The organism is Haliscomenobacter sp., from assembly GCF_965225875.1.
Classification (GTDB): Bacteria; Bacteroidota; Bacteroidia; order Chitinophagales; family Saprospiraceae; genus Haliscomenobacter.
On the sequence record NZ_CBDDBS010000002.1, the window covers coordinates 192824 to 210093 of the forward strand.

The window sequence follows — 17270 nt, forward strand, 5'->3', positions numbered from 1 at the left end:
GCACTTACAACCCCATTTTTGCCGCCAGTCGCTCCAGGTGTTTTTGCACCATGCGAATTTCGAGGTAAGAAAAATCATCCCCCAGCGCCGCTTTCACTTCGCCTAAGTACCCCGTTTCACTTTGCTGAAATTGGGCAATGATGGTTTGCATTTTCCTTTCCTCCACAAAATCCAGCACATCTAAATGCCCGGTGCCTACAAAATGGGCAAGGTGGCCCTCAATGGTGGTGGGCGCAAAGCCACGCTCTGCAGCAATTTCTTCAATGGTTTTTCCTGCTTTGTACAACTCGTAACTCAGCGTTTTGGTATCCGTTTTGGGCGGTTTGGGGGCTTCTTCCAAATCCGGCAGAAACAGTTGCATTTCTTGCAAGCCATTTTTTTCCACGTAGGCATTGATCACATTCAAAATGTCCGTGCCAAACTGTTTGATTTTGGTTGAGCCCATACCCTTCACTTTTTTGAGCGCAGCAGTGCTGGTCGGCAACATTTCTACCAGCTGCACCAAGGTTTTTTGGGGCAAAATCATAAATCCTTCGGTATCGTGATTGGCGGCCAGGTCTTCGCGCCATTTGTGGAGGGCGAAATACAAATCCGGGTGAGCGGTTTGTTGAGCGATGCTCTTTTTGTTGACTTTGGGTTTAGCCGGTGCGCGCGAATAGTCGATTTCAGCGTTGGCCTTGGTTTGGAGGTATTGTTGGGCCACAAAACCCGACTTAGCCTGTACAAAACAGGCTTTTTTGATGAACAATTCTTTTTCCAGGTATTGTAGCGCTTCTAGGGCCAATTTTTCGATGGCCTTGTTGTCGGTCGCCATCGGGATTTCTTTCAGCAGCGGCATCAGCAGTTCCAGTTTTTCTTCAAAATAAGCGCAAGCTTTTTGGATGCGCTGCTGTAGGTCCGCATTTTCTTCTGGTAGAACAGTCTGTTGAAAATAGCCTTCGATTTGGGGTTTAAACTTGTCTGCAATCCCCACCACCACATTGCGGCACTGCTGCTCAATGAGCAAAACCTGGGCCACGGCTTCAGAGGAAACGGTATTTTCATGGCTCAAAAAAGTCCGCTTGGCGTTTTCCAAATGCCGTTTTAGGGTCCGAAAATCGAACAGCTCATGAATCAAACCCTGTTGGAATTCGATTTTAGATTGGTTCAAATGGCTCTCGTCGGGGATGCTTTTGTCGGCCTCTTCGGTGTAATTTTTGACTATCGTATCGGTGCGCACGCTGGATTGGCCAATTTTGGAATGGAGCACAATGCCCTCAAAACTCTTGCAGCGACTCAGCGCCACGTACACCTGCCCATGGGCAAAAGCGGCCTGCGCATCAATAATGGCGCGTTCAAAGGTTAAACCCTGGCTTTTGTGGATGGTGATGGCCCAAGCCAGTTTTAGGGGATATTGTTTGAAAGTGCCCAGGATTTCTTCCTTGACTTCTTTACTTTCTTCGTCCAGGGTATATTTAACGTTGTTCCACTCGTCGGGTTTGACGTCAATTTCTTCAGTGTCACCGGGGCATTTTACATAGATCACTTCTCCAACAATGCGGGTCACCTTGCCAATTTTGCCATTGTAGTAGCGCTTTTCCTGGGAAATGTCATTTTTAACAAACATCACCTGGGCGTCCACTTTGATGTCCAAAAGTTCATCCGTAGGATAGGAAAAACTGGGGAAGTCGCCAGTAACGATTGCCTTGTATTGGATGGGTTTACCTGCGATCAGGTCCAACTTGGTAGCATTGATGTCGCGGGCAGCCTGGTTGTGTGAAGTGAGGGTAATGTATGCGTCTTCTTCCTTGGGCTGAAAATTGGCGATGTAGCGGCTATTGAGTTGAGCGAGAACGTCCTGGTCAATTTTGTTATCGCGCACCTTGTTCAGGAGGGCGATAAAATGTTCATCCGACTGGCGGTAGATGTGTTTGAGTTCAATACGAACGGTATCGGTTTGTTGCAACGCCTGACTACCAAAGAAGTACGCGGTTTTATAATGTTCACGCAGCAGGTTCCATTCTTCATCTTTAACTACGGGTGGCAGCTGGTGCAAATCGCCGATCATCAACAATTGCACCCCGCCAAAGGGTCGTGAACGGTCCCGGTGGCGCCGCAGCACCTCATCGATGCCATCCAACACATCGGCACGCACCATACTGATCTCGTCGATGACCAGGAGATCGAGGCTTTTGATCAGATTGATTTTTTCGCGGGTGAAGCGCCGCATCCGGGAGGGGTCTTCCATTTGCCCGGGCAAATAGGGCCCAAAAGGCAATTGAAAAAAAGAGTGGATCGTCATCCCTCCAGCATTGATGGCAGCTACCCCGGTGGAGGCTACCACAACCATTCGTTTGACCGACTCCAGGCGGAGTTGGCGCAAAAAAGTCGTTTTTCCTGTACCTGCTTTACCGGTCAGGAACACATTTTTGCGGGTATTGCGCACATAATCAAAGGCCAGTTCCAGTTGTGGATTGCGCTGCAGATCCATTGAATTTTCGTTTTGTGTGGATAAACTAAAAATACGCAAGTGGCCAAACCAGGAATGTGGTTTGTACACAAAACGAAAGGCAAGATGCAAAGAATAGTTTTAAACTAAAAGGCAAAACAAAAATATGGGTTTAATTTTAGATAAACAAGAATTGATGGAAAAATAGTTGAGAAGTTGAGGAGTTGAGAAGTTGAGGCTACCGCGAGCGGCTTTGACGTGACCTTGTCCAAGTCCCTGCGGTAGCCTCAACTTCTCAACTCCTCAACCAAATTTACAGATTCCCTCTCCGAGCCTGTTCGCGCTCAATGGCCTCAAAAAGCGCCTTAAAATTTCCTTTGCCAAAAGAAACCGCTCCCTTACGTTGGATGATTTCAAAAAACAAAGTTGGCCGGTCTTCAACCGGTTTGGTGAAGATTTGCAGGAGGTAGCCTTCCTCGTCGCGATCGACAAGAATGTTCAAGTCTTTGAGAGGTTGCAGATCTTCGTCAATTTTGCCAACACGTTCCAGCAAGTCATCGTAATAACTGGCTGGTACTTCCAGGAATTCCACACCCCGGCTGCGCAATTCACCTACGGTATGGATGATATCGTTGGTAGCTACGGCGATGTGTTGAACGCCGGGGCCACCGTAAAAGTCGAGGTATTCATCCACCTGCGATTTTTTGCGGCCAGCAGCTGGTTCGTTGATGGGGAATTTGATGTAGCCGTTGCCGTTGGAAACCACTTTGGACATCAGGGCGGAGTATTCGGTGGAGATGTCCTTGTCGTCGAAAGTGAGTAGCAGTTTGAAACCCATCACCTCTTCATAAAATTTCACCCACTGGTTCATCTGTCCCAATTCAACATTGCCGACGCAGTGATCCACATACTGTAAACCAACGCTGCCGCGGAAAGCTGCACTTTTGCGGGCTACAAAGCCGGGCAAAAATACGCCACGGTAGTTTTTGCGTTCTACAAAGGTGTGGATGGTGTCGCCGTAGGTTTTGATGGAAGCAACAACAACTTCACCGTTTCCGTCGCGTAATACTTTAGGCTCAGCAGCGGATTCGGCACCCCGACGCAGGGTTTCCTCGTACGCGAGGCGGGCATCTTCCACCCACAGGGCCATAACCTTGACCCCGTCGCCGTGGCGGCGTACGTGTTCCGAAATTTCAGAATAAGGAACCAAAGAGGTAGTCAGCACCAGGCGGATTTTGCCTTGCTTCAACACGTAAGAGGCACGATCCTTCACACCAGTTTCTGGCCCGGCGTAACCGATCATTTCAAAACCAAAGGCATGTTCGTAAAAATGGGCAGATTGTTTTGCATTCCCGACGTAAAATTCAATGTGGTCGGTGCCGAGTAGCGGCAGGAAATCGGTGGGGGTATTCAGGGCAGTTTGGGGATTTTCGAGAATAAGTGGCATGTGAATTTGGTTTTATTTTAGTTGAGAAGTTGAGGGGTTGAGAAGTTGAGGCTGCCGCGAGCGATTTGGACAAGGGATGCGTTTAAGTCGCTCGCGGCAGCCTCAACTTCTCAACCTTTCTCAACTCCTCAACTTCCCCACAAAGTTTCTCCAAAAGCCCCACCCAAACCAATACAATTTTCTAATTTTGTCATAAGCAAAACTTATACTGAATCATGGAACTACGTCAATTGCGCTATTTTGTGGCCGTGGCCGAAGAACTGCATTTCAGTAAAGCGGCCCAGCGGCTGTATGTTTCTCAACCCGCCCTGAGTCAACAAATTGCCTTATTGGAAAATGAAATTGGGGTGGAGCTTTTTATCCGCGCCAGTCGCCAACACCTGCGCAAGGTAGAACTTAGTGAGGCAGGGCAACACTTTTTTCAGGCTGCACAAAAAATCCTGCAACTCAGCCAGCAAGCCATCGAACAAGCCCGCGAAATTGGTCTGCACCAGCAAGTGCTCCATGTAGGGGTATACAAAACTGCCCTACGTGAACGCATCGTGGAATTGCTGCAAGTGCTCAATCGGGATTTCCCCAATGTGGAGGTCAAACTGGTGGAATTCCCTACTCCCCAGAGTGTGCAGGAAGCCGTGTTGGCTGAAAAAATCGATCTGGGTCTGACGCTACTCCCCCTGCATTACGCTGAGCTCAATGCCAAGGTGATCAATAAGGGCAGTTTGCGGATCATCCTTTCCCAGCAACATCCCCGGGCACTGGAAGCCTCGCTTAGCCTGGCATCTCTGCGTGATGAACGCTGGGTGGAAATCACCCGCAGCCTGCATCCGGTGTACGATGAGATAGAGCAGATGTGCCAGTTGGCCGGATTTAGCCGCATGGGAAAAATTGTGCAGGAGGTGTCGTCTTTGGAACTGCTGATCAGTTTGGTGGAAGTTGGTCGGGGTATTGCCTTCATTTCTTCGGCTTATGATCTGAGCAAGGAGCCTAATATTGTGGTAAAGGAACTGGTGCATACCGATGACAGCCCTTTTGTTTCGGTAGCGATTGATAGTGCGTTGGTGTATTTGGGGAAGAATGGATCGCCGTTGGTGCGGGCGGTGGTGGGGGGGATTGGGGAAGGGATGCTGGTGTGAGTGGCGCGGTCAGAAGAGCTACGCTGGTGGGAACACTGGTGAAGGAGGTGCGCTGGTGGGTAACCGAAAGGGCGATGCCCTTCCTTAGGTGATGACGCCCTTTCAGGGCTTGGTTGTGCGTTCGCTTTTGAACATGAAAGGGCTACACCCTTCCTTGAGGGATGACGCCCTTGCAGGGCTAGGTTGTGCGCTCACCTTTGAACATGAATTGAGCAATTAGTATTCAACTGACGAGTATATTTTTAAGCCTATGGAATTAAAGTCATTCATCCAAAAAATTCACCTATTACCGCCCCAACTTTTGGAGGAGCTGGCGGCCTGTTTTCAGTTTTACGAGTTCCCCAAAAATTACTACCTTCTGAAACAAGGTCGTACCTGTCATCAACTTTGGTTTTTGGTCAAGGGGGCGGTACGCTATTTTTATACCGACGAGGAAGGAAAGGAGGTCAATGTTTGGTTCTCTTTTGAACCCGATATCATTGCTGATACCTCCAGTTTGATCCAACAAACCCCGGCATTGGAGAGCATTCAACTCCTGGAGGATTCCAGCGTATACGCCATCGATTATGTGGTATTGCAGCGCTTGTTGCAGCAGCACCATGCCGTGGCTTTGTGGTACATCAAACTTTTTGAAACCCACTACGTCCCCCAAATGGAAGATCGGGTCGGCGACTTGCAGTTCTTGAATGCCCGGCAACGTTATGAAAAGCTGCTCGGGCAATTCCCCAACATCACCAATCGCATTAGTCTTGGGCATATCGCCTCTTATCTCAACATTTCGCAGGAGACTTTGAGCAGGATTCGATCGGGTAAGCAGTGATCACCTGTTCACTTTTTTGACATAGATCAAATTGCTTTTTGACATAGCTCAAAGACATCCAAGCAAGAAGTCCAGAACTTTGCAGGGTCAATCATTCACAACGTTTAACCCTACACCCATGCATTTTCAGGATCTAATTGGACATTTCTTTGGAGCATTTTTAGAGCAGGCCATTTTTTACCTCCTATTCAGTGTGCCGCTTTTCCTCATTTTTTGGGTGATCTGGAAGAAGCAATTTCAGCGCATCCGGATTCAACCCCAGCCCCAGGCGACTACCCATCATTTCAAGCACGACTTATGGCACTCTGGCAGTAGCCTGCTTGTCTTTGCGGGGATGGACATCGTGCTCTTGTATTTGCAATCACAAGGTTACACCCGCTTGTATTCCCAGCCCGATCAATACGGATGGTGGTGGCTGCCGCTGAGTTTTGCCTTGCTGCTGTTTCTCAATGACACTTTTTTTTACTGGTCGCACCGCGCCATGCACCACCCTAAACTGTATCCTATCTTTCACCGGGTACACCACGAAAGTACCGATCCTTCGCCCCTAACTTCTTTTTCTTTTCATCCATCTGAGGCACTGGTGGAAAATGCGATGGGCTTTTTATTGCCCTTTATATTTCCGCTACACATCGGAGTAATCATTGCCTGGCAGCTGTATGACATGCTCAACAATGTGGTCGGGCATTTGGGCTACGAAGTGTATCCTAAAGGCTGGACCAAAATCCCCATCTTAAAATACAAAACGCCCTCCACCCATCACAACATGCACCACCAATTGTTTGACGGCAATTATGCCCTGTACTTTACCTGGTGGGACAAATGGATGGGCACTGAATTCAAAGATTATGAAACACGTTTTGAAGCGATTTTTAACCGAAATCCAACTCAGGAACAAGCTTCAGCGCTGGATGCTAAAAACGCTCAAGACAGTGCCGTAAAGACAAAAGTTAGCGCCCAAATCGAGAAGACTGTCTACCATTTTGAAGTAGGCGCTGCGGAAACCATCTTACAAGCGGCATTGGCCCAGCAAATCCCTTTGCCTCATTCCTGCAAGCGAGGTCTTTGTGGTACTTGCAAACTGCACTGCAGCAGTGGTAGTGTTCAATTGCAAAAACAGGGTGCGCTGACGGATGCGGAGAGGGCCGCGGGGTATATTTTGACGTGCCGGGCTTTGCCGCTGAGTGAGGTTGTTTCGATTGAAGGATGAGTGGTGGTACTTGAGGTTACATCGTTACGTGGTAGATGTCGCTCTTACAAGGCCCAGCAAAGCGCTTACTTTTTTTGAACAGGTTCTGATCTTGTAGTTGGATTCCATTTACAAATCCACCTTAAAAACCGTATTTTTGCAGTAAAGAAATTTATGGCTAGAGATATCTACCACAATAATGTTCGAGATGCCCTTATAAAGGATGGATGGACAATTACGCATGATCCATTTCAAGTGCAATATGTGACGCTGATCTGTCCATTGATCTTGGTGCAGAGAAAGTAATTGCAGCCGAAAAGGGAGAACTTAAGATTGCAGTGGAAGTAAAAAGTTTCGTTGCAAGATCTCTCATCTATGAATTTCACGAAGTTTTGGGGCAGTACCTAAATTATCGAAGAATTCTGCGGTTAACTCACCAAGAGGATCGTCAGGTAATTTTAGCCGTTCCTTCAGAAGCCTATGATCGCCTGTTCCGCAAAGAATTCGTTCAAATCACCCTCGAAGAAGAGGAGGTACAATATTTTGTTTTTGACACCTCTAAAAATGAAATTGTCTTATGGAAAAAATAGCTCGCTACCGTGAAATTATCAAAAACATCATTCAAGCTCACGTGTATCCTCTAACCAGACATATCGATGAGTATGAAGCGCAGATAGTGGTTGACGAAAAAGGCGATCATTATTACTTGATGAAGATAGGCTGGGATGGCACCAAAAGGCTTCATGGCTGTACACTTCATTTTGACATCAAAAATGGGAAAATCTGGATTCAGGAAGATTGGACTGAAGAAGGAGTCATTGACGAATTATTGGAGGCTGGGGTTCCACCGGAGGATATTGTGCCTTCGTTTAGGTCGCCAGAGGTGAGACAGCATTTGGGATTAGCGGTATCTTGAGTTTCATAACTGAATGATCAATGATTATACAACAATTATGCCTCACTTAAATTCTGCGCTCTTCCTAATTTCCTTTGCATTGAGCCTCCCACTCATTGCTCAACGAAACCAAACTGTAATCAACAACAAAGCATTCAACAGCGTCTTCAGCAAGGTAAAAACTGGTAACTTCAATGGAACTGCCAATGGTGTTTTGTTCATCAGGAATACCGAATTGCAGGAAGTAATTCTGGATTTTCAGGGCAGCAAAGCCCGTTTAAACATCGAAGCTGAGCTTGAAGAAGTTTACGATGTGAGCACAAAAAGGTACCGGGCGTCAACCACCAGTGGCAAAACCAGCATCGAATACAATACCTACAACTATGGAAACGAATTCATCATCAAACTTTCCAGGGATACTTTTCAGGTTGGACTATTGGATGGAGCCAGTGATGCCGTAATTGATGGCGTGAAATATTTCTACAAAGCCGAAAAAGAAACGGAATATTTGATCCTGAAAATTGAAAAGGTGTTGATTTTAAGCAATTTTCGCAACCTTATAAACAACATGGAACGCAACGGTGACACCTTAGAAACACTAAAACCAAAAGAAAAATTCATTCAATTGTTGCCAAACTCCGTTGTTGTTTTCGCCATCAGTCGAAACAATAAATGAATCAATAAATTATCTTCGTCCTCAAAGAATCTACGGCTCAATATGACCACCAAGCTACCCATCTCCATTCCCCTCTCCAAAGGCAAACTTTTGCTTTCCACCCTTGGAGCATTCGCCTTTGTTGCCATCGGTTTTTGGTTTGTGTTGGCACCACCGAGCAGAACAGGTTCCTCGCTGGAATCTACTTTGCTCATAGTTTTAGGCCTTGTTTCGATTCTATTTTTTGGGGGCATTGCCATTTTGGTGATCCGCAAACTTTTCGACTCACGCCCCGGGCTGATCATCAACGAGCAGGGCTTAAACGACAACTCAGGAGGGCTTTCCCTTGGGCAAATTTCATGGAAAGACATTGAAGACATTCAGGTGCAGCAAATCCAGCGCCAGCGCTTGATCCTCATTTTGGTCAAAAACCCTCAGGATTACATCGATCGCCAAAGCAATGGCTGGAAACGGAAATTGATGGCCTTGAACTACCGACAGTACGGAACACCTATAAGCATTAGCAGCAATGGTTTAAAAATTTCATTTGATGAATTGCTGGAGATATTGAAGGATCATTTGGCTGCATTTAATCCAAAACCAGGTAAAAACCAATAGGCTTGTGCTGATTTGATTACCAAACAATTAGACACATGCAGGATCTAAAACTCCTCCCCGAAAGTTTTAGACTTTCGGGGAGGTCGAGCAATGCACCGCTGCTTTAACTCCCCGAAAGTCTAAAACTTTCGGGGAGAGGTTTTAGATTTAGGCACATTCCCTTAGTTTTTTTTCTAAAACCTAAAAACTAACATCAATCATGCATCCCATCCGCCCTCTCATCCAAGCCACCGACCTCATGCAACTCATCAACTCCCCCGACCTGGTCCTCATCGATGCCACCAATGGCAAAAATGCCCGGGAAAATTACATCCAAAAACACCTGGCGGGAGCTCTATTTGTAGACCTCGACAACCAATTGGCGGACATCAAAGCGGATGTATCCCAGGGTGGCAGGCACCCATTGCCCACTTTGGCTCAATTCTCCGAAACTTTGGGCAAACTCGGCATCAGCCCCCAAAGCCACGTGGTGGTGTACGACGACAAAAGTGGAGCCAATGCCGCTGCCCGCTTTTGGTGGATGCTTCTGGCCATTGGGCATTCCAGGGTTCAAGTTCTGGATGGCGGCATCCAGGCTGCGGAGCGAGCTGGGGTTCCCATGAGTGCGGGCATAGAGCAGCCCAAAGAAAACCTCCCCTACCCGATCAAGGCCTGGCAATTGCCCCAGGCCGATATGGCTGAAGTGGAACAAGTCGCCCAGGATCCCGATTACCTGGTTGTTGATGTGCGAGACCACGATCGGTACCTGGGTTTGGTGGAGCCGATTGATTTGATTGCCGGGCACATTCCCGGAGCCATCAATATTCCCTTCAGTGAAAACCTGGATGCCAATGGTTTATTCAAGTCACCAAGCGAGTTAAAAGCCATATATCAGGAATCTTTTGCCGAAAGACCCGCCGATCACTTGATCGTTCACTGTGGCTCTGGGGTGACGGCTTGTCACACTTTGCTGGCAGTGGCGCAGGCAGGTTTGGAGATTCCAAAACTCTATGTCGGCTCCTGGAGCGAGTGGTCGAGGAACAAATGTTAAATGCCTTGCGGAGCTGAATTTTTGTTGTTATCTTATGCTGCAAAAAGCAAAACCGCTCAAAATGAAACCGATTCATTTCCTCTTCCTGCACTTGGTGCTCGGCATTAGCTCTTGCACTACCACTAGTTACGATTTTTCCGGCATTCGCGAAATTTCCCACTCTGGCGACAAGTACACCAACCAGGAAGAAAATCCCTTTATTGATGTCTCTGAAAAACCGGTTTCAACTTTTTCCATTGATGCCGATGGCGCCTCTTATGCCAATGTACGCAGGTTCATCCAGCAGGACCGCCAAATGCCTCCCAAGGGGGCGGTTCGTACTGAAGAACTGCTCAATTATTTCCAACTGGATTACGAGTTCAACCCTGGTGCCCACCCCATCACCTTGAATGGAGAAGTCAGTGCCTGTCCCTGGAATGCAGCCAACAAATTGGTGCGTATCGGCATCAAAGGGCAGCCCATTGCCCAGGAAAAACTCCCTGCCTCTAACTTTGTCTTTTTGATCGATGTATCCGGTTCCATGGCCAGTGAGGACAAACTGGACTTGTTGAAAAATGGTTTCAAATACTTTGTAGATGGTTTGTCCAGCGCCGACCGGGTGGCCATTGTCACCTATGCGGGTTCAGCGGGCGTGGTGCTCGAATCCACTCCCGGCAATGACAAAAGTAAGATTAAAAAAGCCATTGACAAACTGGGTTCAGGCGGCAGTACCGCCGGGGCCGAAGGCATCATCACCGCCTACAAAATTGCCCAGGAAAACCTCATCGTTGGAGGCAACAACCGGGTTGTCATTGGTACCGATGGGGATTTCAACGTGGGACCTTCTTCGCAGGAGGAGCTGGTGAAATTGATTGAAGAAAAACGGGAGCTGGGCATTTATTTAACCGTACTAGGGGTGGGTCGCGGCAACCTCAATGATGCCATGCTCGAGCAAATTGCCGACAACGGCAACGGTACCTACGAATACATTGACAATTTGACCCAACTCAAAAAGGTCTTCATTTACGATTACAGCAAGTTTTATACCGTTGCCAAAGACGTAAAAGTGCAGGTCGAATTTAACCCCGAAAACGTGAAAGCCTATCGCTTGATTGGTTACGAAAACCGGGTATTGAATGAAGAGGACTTTGAGGACGATAAAAAGGACGCTGGTGAAATTGGCGCCAATCAAAACATCACAGCCTTGTACGAAATAGTGCCAAATGCTAAGGCTACCGCCAAATCCGCACCCACTTTTGTGATCGATTTTCGCTACAAAAAACCGGACTCGGACCAAAGCAATCCCCTGCGTCTGGACATTTTTGATGCGGGAAAAACCTTCCCGCAGTCCAGCGATTTTATGCGTTTCAGTGCCAGTGTAGCCGCTTTTTCCATGTTGATCACCAATTCCCAATACAAAGGCAGCAGCACTTATCCCGAGGTATTGAACTGGTTGAATACGTTGAAATTAAATGATGAATATGGCTTTAAAGCAGAGTTTAAAACTTTGGTGGAGGCAGCGAAGAAGTTATGAGTAGCCATCAAAACAAACACATCCAAGCAATCAAGTTAGGCTTTACCTGCTCCCAAAAATGGGAAGACATGGAACCTGTTTCGGGAGGCCGTTATTGCCAGGGGTGCCAAAAAGATGTTATCGATTTCACTCAACTATCCAATCAGGAAATCATTGGTTATTTTGAGCAAAAAAGCAAGGTCAAAACCTGTGGTCATTTTGGTGAAGAGCAATTATACCAACTGAACAAGAGCCTCAAACAGCCACCGAGGACTTCACTTCAACCATCCCTTAGCACCCTTGTATTAGGCACCCTACTAACCGCGAGTTCCTGCCAAACCAGCAAAACGATCAACCATTCTAATTGCAAAGGCCATAAATCACGTTATGAAATAGTCGATAAATCCATTAATAAAAGAGATACAGCTAGTGCTGAAATAATTGGAACCATCATATCTGAAGACAATGAACCACTTTCGGATGTGTTCATTCAAATTGGGGAAACTAATATTGGCGCCGTTTCTGATCTGGATGGTGAGTTCAAATTAGTAGTACCTACTGATTTGAGGCAAGCGAAAGTCTTGACTACCAATTATGTCGGTTTTGAGCGCTTACAAATTAATCTCGATGAAGTAACCAATAAAAAAATCAAAATTACCTTGGTCGATGATCCCAATTTATTAACTGGTGAAGTTGTCGTAGTGAGGCCGTCTTTTCCAAAAAGAATTTGGCAACGGATTTTCCGATGATGTTTATTCTGGTGTATCTTGTTCAGCACAAAACCAAGTTCACCATGCGTCTTTCCCTAGCCTTGCTCCTTGCAGCCTGCCTGCTCAACAGCTGTCAATCCGAACCGACCCCCACCAAAGGTTCTGCCCAATACAGCGACCTGCTTGCCCTCTTCAAAAACTGGCGCAGCTTCGAAACGCCACCCTTACGCGATGAGGCACCCGATTACACCGCTGCCACTTTCCAAAAACGCCAACCCGAGTTCAAAAAACTCCAAGCCCAACTCCTGGCCATGGATACCAGCAATTGGACCATCCCCCAACGGGTAGATTGGACCATCCTCTTGGCAGAAATGAATGGCTACGATTTCAACCAACGCGTGCTCCAGCCCTGGGCGCGTGACCCCGCTTTTTACCAATCCATCTATACCGACCGCAGTGATGTACCAGCACATGAAGGCCCAACCCACCACCGGGTTGCCGATCTTTGGACCTATACCTTTCCTTTGAGCCCAAAAGAGAAGGAACGTTTGTTGAGCGATTTGCGGGTCATCCCAGCCTTGAATGAACAAGCTCAACTCAACCTGACGGGTAATGCCAAAGACCTCTGGATTGCCGGGATTCGCGACATTCGCTCCCAAAGTGAAAATTTAAAGGCCATGCTGGATTTACCCGGGGTAAAAGCCGATACGGAACTGGCCAAAACCATCCAAACCTGCATAAGCTCCACTGATCAGTTCGTCACTTGGTTGGAAAAAGAGGCCAAAACCAAAACCGGGCCCTCCGGCATCGGCAAAGAAAACTATACCTGGTATCAGCAAAACGTCCACCTCGTGCCCCTGACTTGGGACGATGAAGTGATGCTCCTCAAACGGGAGCTGGCCCGCGCCTGGTCGGCCCTCAAGCTCGAAGAACACGCCAACCGCAAACTCCCGGAACTCGTCGCAGTGGACTCCCCCGAAGCTTATGATGCCCTGGCCAAACGTGCAGCACAAAGCCTGCTCAATTTCCTCAAAAATGACGAGATCATGAGCATGAAGGATTATTTCGCTCCGGCCCTGGAAGCGCATTTGGGCAAATTTGTGCCGCAGGAAAAACGCAACTTTTTCTGGATTACCGTGCATTACGACCCGCGCCCGCTGTATTCCCATTTTTACCACTGGTTTGAACTGGCCCTAATGGACCAGGAGCCACATGCCAATGAGATCCGCCGTGCGCCCCTGCTCTACAACATTTTCGACTCCCACAACGAAGGCATTGCCACCGCCGTTGAGGAAATGTTCATGCAGGCGGGCTTGTACAAGGACGATCCCCGGGTACGCGAGATTGTGCACATCATGCTGGCTCAGCGGGCTGCCCGCGGCCTGGGTTCCCTCTATGCCCATGCCAACGAGATGACCATGCAAGAAGCCGGAGGTCTGCATGTGGACTACACCCCCCGAGGCTGGATGAAAACGGAACCCGAATTGCGGATTTTTGAACAACACCTCTACCTCCGTCAGCCGGGCTATGGCACCAGTTACCTGACCGGAAAATACTTGATCGAACAGGCCATGATGGATTTTGCCCGTTTGAAAGAGTTAAAAAAAGAACCCTTTCAAGTCAAGGAGTTTCTGGATCGCTTCAGTGCCATGGGGAATATTCCAGTGAGCTTGGGGCGTTGGGAGATGACTGGGGTGGAAACTCCGATGGGGAAAATTGTCCGATAAATTTTTTGCAATTTAATTGGCAAATAATGGACAGGCATATGCACAATCTAAAACTCCGCCCCGAAAGTTTTAGACTTTCGGGGCGGTCGAGCAATGCACCGCTGCTTAACCTCCCCGAAGGTCTAAAACCTTCGGGGAGGGGCTTTAGACTTGTGCAAAGACTTAATTTGCTACCTTCATATACTACTTAACCTACGATTAGATCATGAAAAAAACACAAGCAACCCGCCGTCGCTTTTTTAAAACCCTCAGCGCCGGGGCCGCCGCCCTGGGGCTGGGATCGCCCTTTGCACTTGCCAGCAATGCCAGTAAAGTGGAGCAAGCCAAAGAGGATGATCAGGTATTGTTCGTCGGTGACAATATTGCCCTGGCCAATACCAGCTATGGCAAGGTGCGCGGCTACATCTTGCGGAACATTTACCACTTCGTGGGCATTCCCTACGGAGCAGATACCTCGGGTGCCAATCGTTTTATGCCTCCACAAAAACCCAAGCCCTGGACCGACGTCTACCCTGCCCTGTGGTGGGGCAACTCGGCACCGCAACAAATGGAAAACCGCTACGCAAACAAGTTCGCCTCCTTCCGGGACCAGTGGAACTACGACGATGTCAGTGAGGATTGTTTGCGCATTAACATCTTTACGCCAGGTTATAACGATGGCAAAAAACGCCCGGTCCTCTTGTGGATGCACGGCGGTGGTTTTTGGAATGGCAACGCCATTGAGCACGAAGGGTACAAAGGAGAAAATCTGGCCCGGCTTGGAGATGTGGTCTTTTGTTCGGTCAATCACCGCCTGGGGCCGCTTGGTTTTACCGATCTTTCCGGGGTAGGTGGAGAAAAATATGCCTCCTCCGGCAATGTCGGGATGCTGGATTTGGTGGCCGCCCTGGAATGGATACGCGACAATATTGCCAACTTTGGCGGTGATCCCAACAATGTAACCATCATGGGACAATCCGGCGGCGGCTCCAAAGTGTGTACCACTACTGCCATGCCTGCTGCAAAAGGTTTATTCAGCAAGGCAGTCGTTTTAAGTGGGGCCAGGGTTGATTTGGGTCTTCCCGATCTTTCCAAAAAACTGGGTACCTACATCCTGAAGGAGGCCGGGCTGGAAAACACTCAAGTAGATCAACTCCAACAAATGCCCTGGCAGAAGTACTACGAAATAGCGGTTCGGGCCGCGGAAAAACTGGCCAAAGATTCAGGAAAAAGTGCGGCCAGTGCCACCCAAATCTTTCAGCCGCGGGTAGATGGCAAACACATCCCCGATCACCCCTATTTGCCAAAGGCCTCGCCCTACGCTGCCAAAGTTCCGATGATGATTTGTTCGGTGACCAACGAAAGTTTCAACACCTGGACCGATTCCAGCAGGGAGTCCATTACCTTGGAGGGCTTGAAGGAGCAATTCAAAGGCACTTATGGCGAAAAAGCAGGTGCAATTGTGGATGCCTACGCCAAAACCTTTCCCAATAAAAAACCAGCCGACATCTGGTCGATGATCACCAATCACCGTCAAAGGTCGATCTTATTGGCTGATTCCAAATCGAAGCAGGAGGCTCCGGTATACCTGGCCTGGTTTGGCTGGCAGCCGCCCCTGTTCGACAATCGGCTGCGGGCTTTCCATTGTCTGGATATTTGCTTTTGGTTTTACAACACTGATACCATGCTATCACATACGGGTGGAGGAGCACGCCCAAGGGCCTTGTCTCAAAAAATGGCTGGGGCTTTGTTGCAGTTCATGAAAACGGGTGACCCCAACGGTGGTGGATTGCCCAAGTGGGCCAAATATTCTTCGGATAAGGGTGAAACCATGTTCCTGGACGATACCTGTGCCTTGCAAAATGATCCTGATCGGGAGGCGCGGAAGGTTTTGCCGCCGTATGTGATTAGTTGATCGGGATGCGCGAGGTAAAATCTTGTATGCCTTTTTAAAAGGTCCATCCTTTTGAAAAGTTCTTTAGCGCACAATGGTGCAGATAAACGGATCATCCCAATTTTGTTCGGGGCGATTTATTTCTTTTGCGCAAAATGGTGCAAATAAAAACCCTCCGAAAGTCTGAAACTTTCGGAGGGGCATTTTAAAGTTGTGATCTGCTTCCGATTATTTAAGGTAGGCAAAAGGAAATTTGCGTAGGTTGGATAATTCAACCTACCCCGCTACAAACGCCCAAGCCTGCTCCTCCGACCAGTATACATTCCGCTTTCCCGGCGTGTAAAACCCACAATGCCCGCCATACTTCGGCGCCATCAAGTGGAAATAAGGAGATTTTTCCGCCAGTTCATAGGGAAAACAAGAAGGGCTTAAAAAAGTATCATCCTTGGCATTGATCAACAAAGTTGGAATGCAAATGTCGGGTAAAAAGCGGATACTGCTGTTGCGCATCCAATAGTCTTCTGCGCTTTCAAAACCGTGCACCGGCGCCGTAAAAGCCCCATCAAACTCGCCAAAATTGCGTGGTTTGGGAATGCTGACCTGAAACTGATCGGGGAAACGTTGGGCTTTTTCGTGCATTTTGGGATTCAGGGTGCTCATGAAGCGGTACATGTAAATCCAGTTCTTCAATTTGTTGAACTCTTCATTGGCGCTGGGCACATCACATGGCACGGATATAGCCACGGCTTTTTTGATTTCGGGATACACCTGAGTGCTTTTTTCCCCGAGGTATTTCATCACCACGTTGCCCCCAAGGCTAAACCCGACCAAGGCGATTTCACGGTACTGGTTTTTCGACAAAACGTGTTGCAGCACTACATCCAGATCACCCGTTTCCCCGATGTGGTAGGTGCGCAGGAGTCGATTGTTCTCGCCACTACATCCCCGGAAATTCATACCCAGCCCATCCCAGCCTTCCAGATAAAAACGCCGGATCATCCCTTTGATGTAACCCCGTTCCGCTGAGCTTTCGAGGCCATGCAGCACCAGAACTAGTCGATTACTGCCTTGCGCAGCCCAATCGAGATCCAAAAAATCCCCGTCGGGCGTATCGATGCGTTCTCTTGTATAGTGTAAATCTGGTACTTCACGCCGCAGCGAAGGATAGATGGTGTTCACATAGGCATTGCGAAACAACCAGGGTGGAAGGTAATCGTCTTTTGAAATGAAGGGCATACGTAAACCTGTGTTAA

The 17270-nt window shown here is 48.1% G+C and carries 14 protein-coding genes and 1 pseudogene; 12 read left to right on the forward strand and 3 right to left on the reverse strand.

The window, feature by feature from the left end:
• Positions 1-4: 4 nt before the first annotated feature.
• Both ACO08K_RS03865 and hppD read right to left on the reverse strand, forming a co-directional pair.
• Entirely contained in the window at positions 5-2470 is a 2466-nt protein-coding gene (locus ACO08K_RS03865; RefSeq protein ID WP_421795082.1) for a helix-turn-helix domain-containing protein, read from the reverse strand.
• Between the two features lie 271 nt (positions 2471-2741).
• On the reverse strand, positions 2742-3875 hold the full coding sequence (gene hppD, locus ACO08K_RS03870; protein ID WP_421795083.1) for a 4-hydroxyphenylpyruvate dioxygenase: 1134 nt from the start codon (positions 3873-3875) through the stop codon (positions 2742-2744).
• A 215-nt stretch (positions 3876-4090) separates the two neighbouring features.
• Here hppD and ACO08K_RS03875 point away from each other — a divergent pair, with 215 nt between their 5' ends.
• From ACO08K_RS03875 to ACO08K_RS03930, 12 genes and pseudogenes are all read left to right on the forward strand, one after another.
• Positions 4091-5008, forward strand: coding sequence for a LysR family transcriptional regulator (locus ACO08K_RS03875; protein WP_421795084.1), 918 nt, complete (start codon positions 4091-4093; stop codon positions 5006-5008).
• 250 nt (positions 5009-5258) lie between these two features.
• Positions 5259-5828 carry a Crp/Fnr family transcriptional regulator gene (locus ACO08K_RS03880; protein WP_421795085.1) on the forward strand — a complete coding sequence of 190 codons (570 nt, stop codon included), beginning with the start codon at positions 5259-5261 and terminating at the stop codon, positions 5826-5828.
• Positions 5829-5946: 118 nt separating this feature from the next.
• Complete coding sequence (locus ACO08K_RS03885; protein WP_421795086.1) at positions 5947-7038, forward strand: sterol desaturase family protein; 1092 nt, start codon at positions 5947-5949, stop codon at positions 7036-7038.
• A gap of 153 nt (positions 7039-7191) precedes the next feature.
• Positions 7192-7607, forward strand: a pseudogene (locus tag ACO08K_RS03890) (element excision factor XisH family protein).
• The gene (locus ACO08K_RS03895) at positions 7595-7933 is read left to right on the forward strand and encodes a XisI protein (protein ID WP_421795087.1); all 339 of its coding nucleotides are present in this window, start codon (positions 7595-7597) and stop codon (positions 7931-7933) included. The pseudogene ACO08K_RS03890 and the gene ACO08K_RS03895 overlap by 13 nt, the downstream one beginning before the upstream one ends.
• Before the next feature lie 79 nt (positions 7934-8012).
• Positions 8013-8588 (forward strand): hypothetical protein, encoded by a 576-nt coding sequence (locus ACO08K_RS03900; RefSeq protein ID WP_421795088.1) that lies wholly within the window; start codon positions 8013-8015, stop codon positions 8586-8588.
• Positions 8589-8630: 42 nt separating this feature from the next.
• The gene (locus ACO08K_RS03905) at positions 8631-9185 is read left to right on the forward strand and encodes an STM3941 family protein (protein WP_421795089.1); all 555 of its coding nucleotides are present in this window, start codon (positions 8631-8633) and stop codon (positions 9183-9185) included.
• A 199-nt stretch (positions 9186-9384) separates the two neighbouring features.
• Positions 9385-10215, forward strand: a complete 831-nt coding sequence (locus tag ACO08K_RS03910; RefSeq protein ID WP_421795090.1) for a sulfurtransferase — start codon at positions 9385-9387, stop codon at positions 10213-10215.
• Between the two features lie 61 nt (positions 10216-10276).
• Positions 10277-11728 (forward strand): vWA domain-containing protein, encoded by a 1452-nt coding sequence (locus ACO08K_RS03915; protein WP_421795091.1) that lies wholly within the window; start codon positions 10277-10279, stop codon positions 11726-11728.
• A gap of 68 nt (positions 11729-11796) precedes the next feature.
• The gene (locus ACO08K_RS03920) at positions 11797-12456 is read left to right on the forward strand and encodes a carboxypeptidase-like regulatory domain-containing protein (RefSeq protein ID WP_421795092.1); all 660 of its coding nucleotides are present in this window, start codon (positions 11797-11799) and stop codon (positions 12454-12456) included.
• A gap of 44 nt (positions 12457-12500) precedes the next feature.
• Complete coding sequence (locus ACO08K_RS03925) at positions 12501-14144, forward strand: hypothetical protein (protein WP_421795093.1); 1644 nt, start codon at positions 12501-12503, stop codon at positions 14142-14144.
• A 205-nt stretch (positions 14145-14349) separates the two neighbouring features.
• Positions 14350-16038 (forward strand): carboxylesterase family protein, encoded by a 1689-nt coding sequence (locus ACO08K_RS03930; RefSeq protein WP_421795094.1) that lies wholly within the window; start codon positions 14350-14352, stop codon positions 16036-16038.
• Between the two features lie 255 nt (positions 16039-16293).
• Here the strand turns inward: ACO08K_RS03930 and ACO08K_RS03935 are convergent, their stop codons facing one another.
• Positions 16294-17253 carry a YheT family hydrolase gene (locus ACO08K_RS03935; RefSeq protein WP_421795095.1) on the reverse strand — a complete coding sequence of 320 codons (960 nt, stop codon included), beginning with the start codon at positions 17251-17253 and terminating at the stop codon, positions 16294-16296.
• Between the last annotated feature and the right edge of the window lie 17 nt (positions 17254-17270).

Coding starts and splice junctions, on each gene's coding strand:
- ACO08K_RS03875 (WP_421795084.1), top strand. CDS start 4,091: ATGGAACTACGTCAATTGCGCTATTTTGTGGCCGTGGCCGAAGAACTG.
- ACO08K_RS03920 (WP_421795092.1), top strand. CDS start 11,797: ATGGAACCTGTTTCGGGAGGCCGTTATTGCCAGGGGTGCCAAAAAGAT.
- ACO08K_RS03910 (WP_421795090.1), top strand. CDS start 9,385: ATGCATCCCATCCGCCCTCTCATCCAAGCCACCGACCTCATGCAACTC.
- ACO08K_RS03885 (WP_421795086.1), top strand. CDS start 5,947: ATGCATTTTCAGGATCTAATTGGACATTTCTTTGGAGCATTTTTAGAG.
- ACO08K_RS03925 (WP_421795093.1), top strand. CDS start 12,501: ATGCGTCTTTCCCTAGCCTTGCTCCTTGCAGCCTGCCTGCTCAACAGC.
- hppD (WP_421795083.1), bottom strand. CDS start 3,875: ATGCCACTTATTCTCGAAAATCCCCAAACTGCCCTGAATACCCCCACC.
- ACO08K_RS03905 (WP_421795089.1), top strand. CDS start 8,631: ATGACCACCAAGCTACCCATCTCCATTCCCCTCTCCAAAGGCAAACTT.
- ACO08K_RS03880 (WP_421795085.1), top strand. CDS start 5,259: ATGGAATTAAAGTCATTCATCCAAAAAATTCACCTATTACCGCCCCAA.
- ACO08K_RS03865 (WP_421795082.1), bottom strand. CDS start 2,470: ATGGATCTGCAGCGCAATCCACAACTGGAACTGGCCTTTGATTATGTG.
- ACO08K_RS03915 (WP_421795091.1), top strand. CDS start 10,277: ATGAAACCGATTCATTTCCTCTTCCTGCACTTGGTGCTCGGCATTAGC.
- ACO08K_RS03930 (WP_421795094.1), top strand. CDS start 14,350: ATGAAAAAAACACAAGCAACCCGCCGTCGCTTTTTTAAAACCCTCAGC.
- ACO08K_RS03935 (WP_421795095.1), bottom strand. CDS start 17,253: ATGCCCTTCATTTCAAAAGACGATTACCTTCCACCCTGGTTGTTTCGC.
- ACO08K_RS03895 (WP_421795087.1), top strand. CDS start 7,595: ATGGAAAAAATAGCTCGCTACCGTGAAATTATCAAAAACATCATTCAA.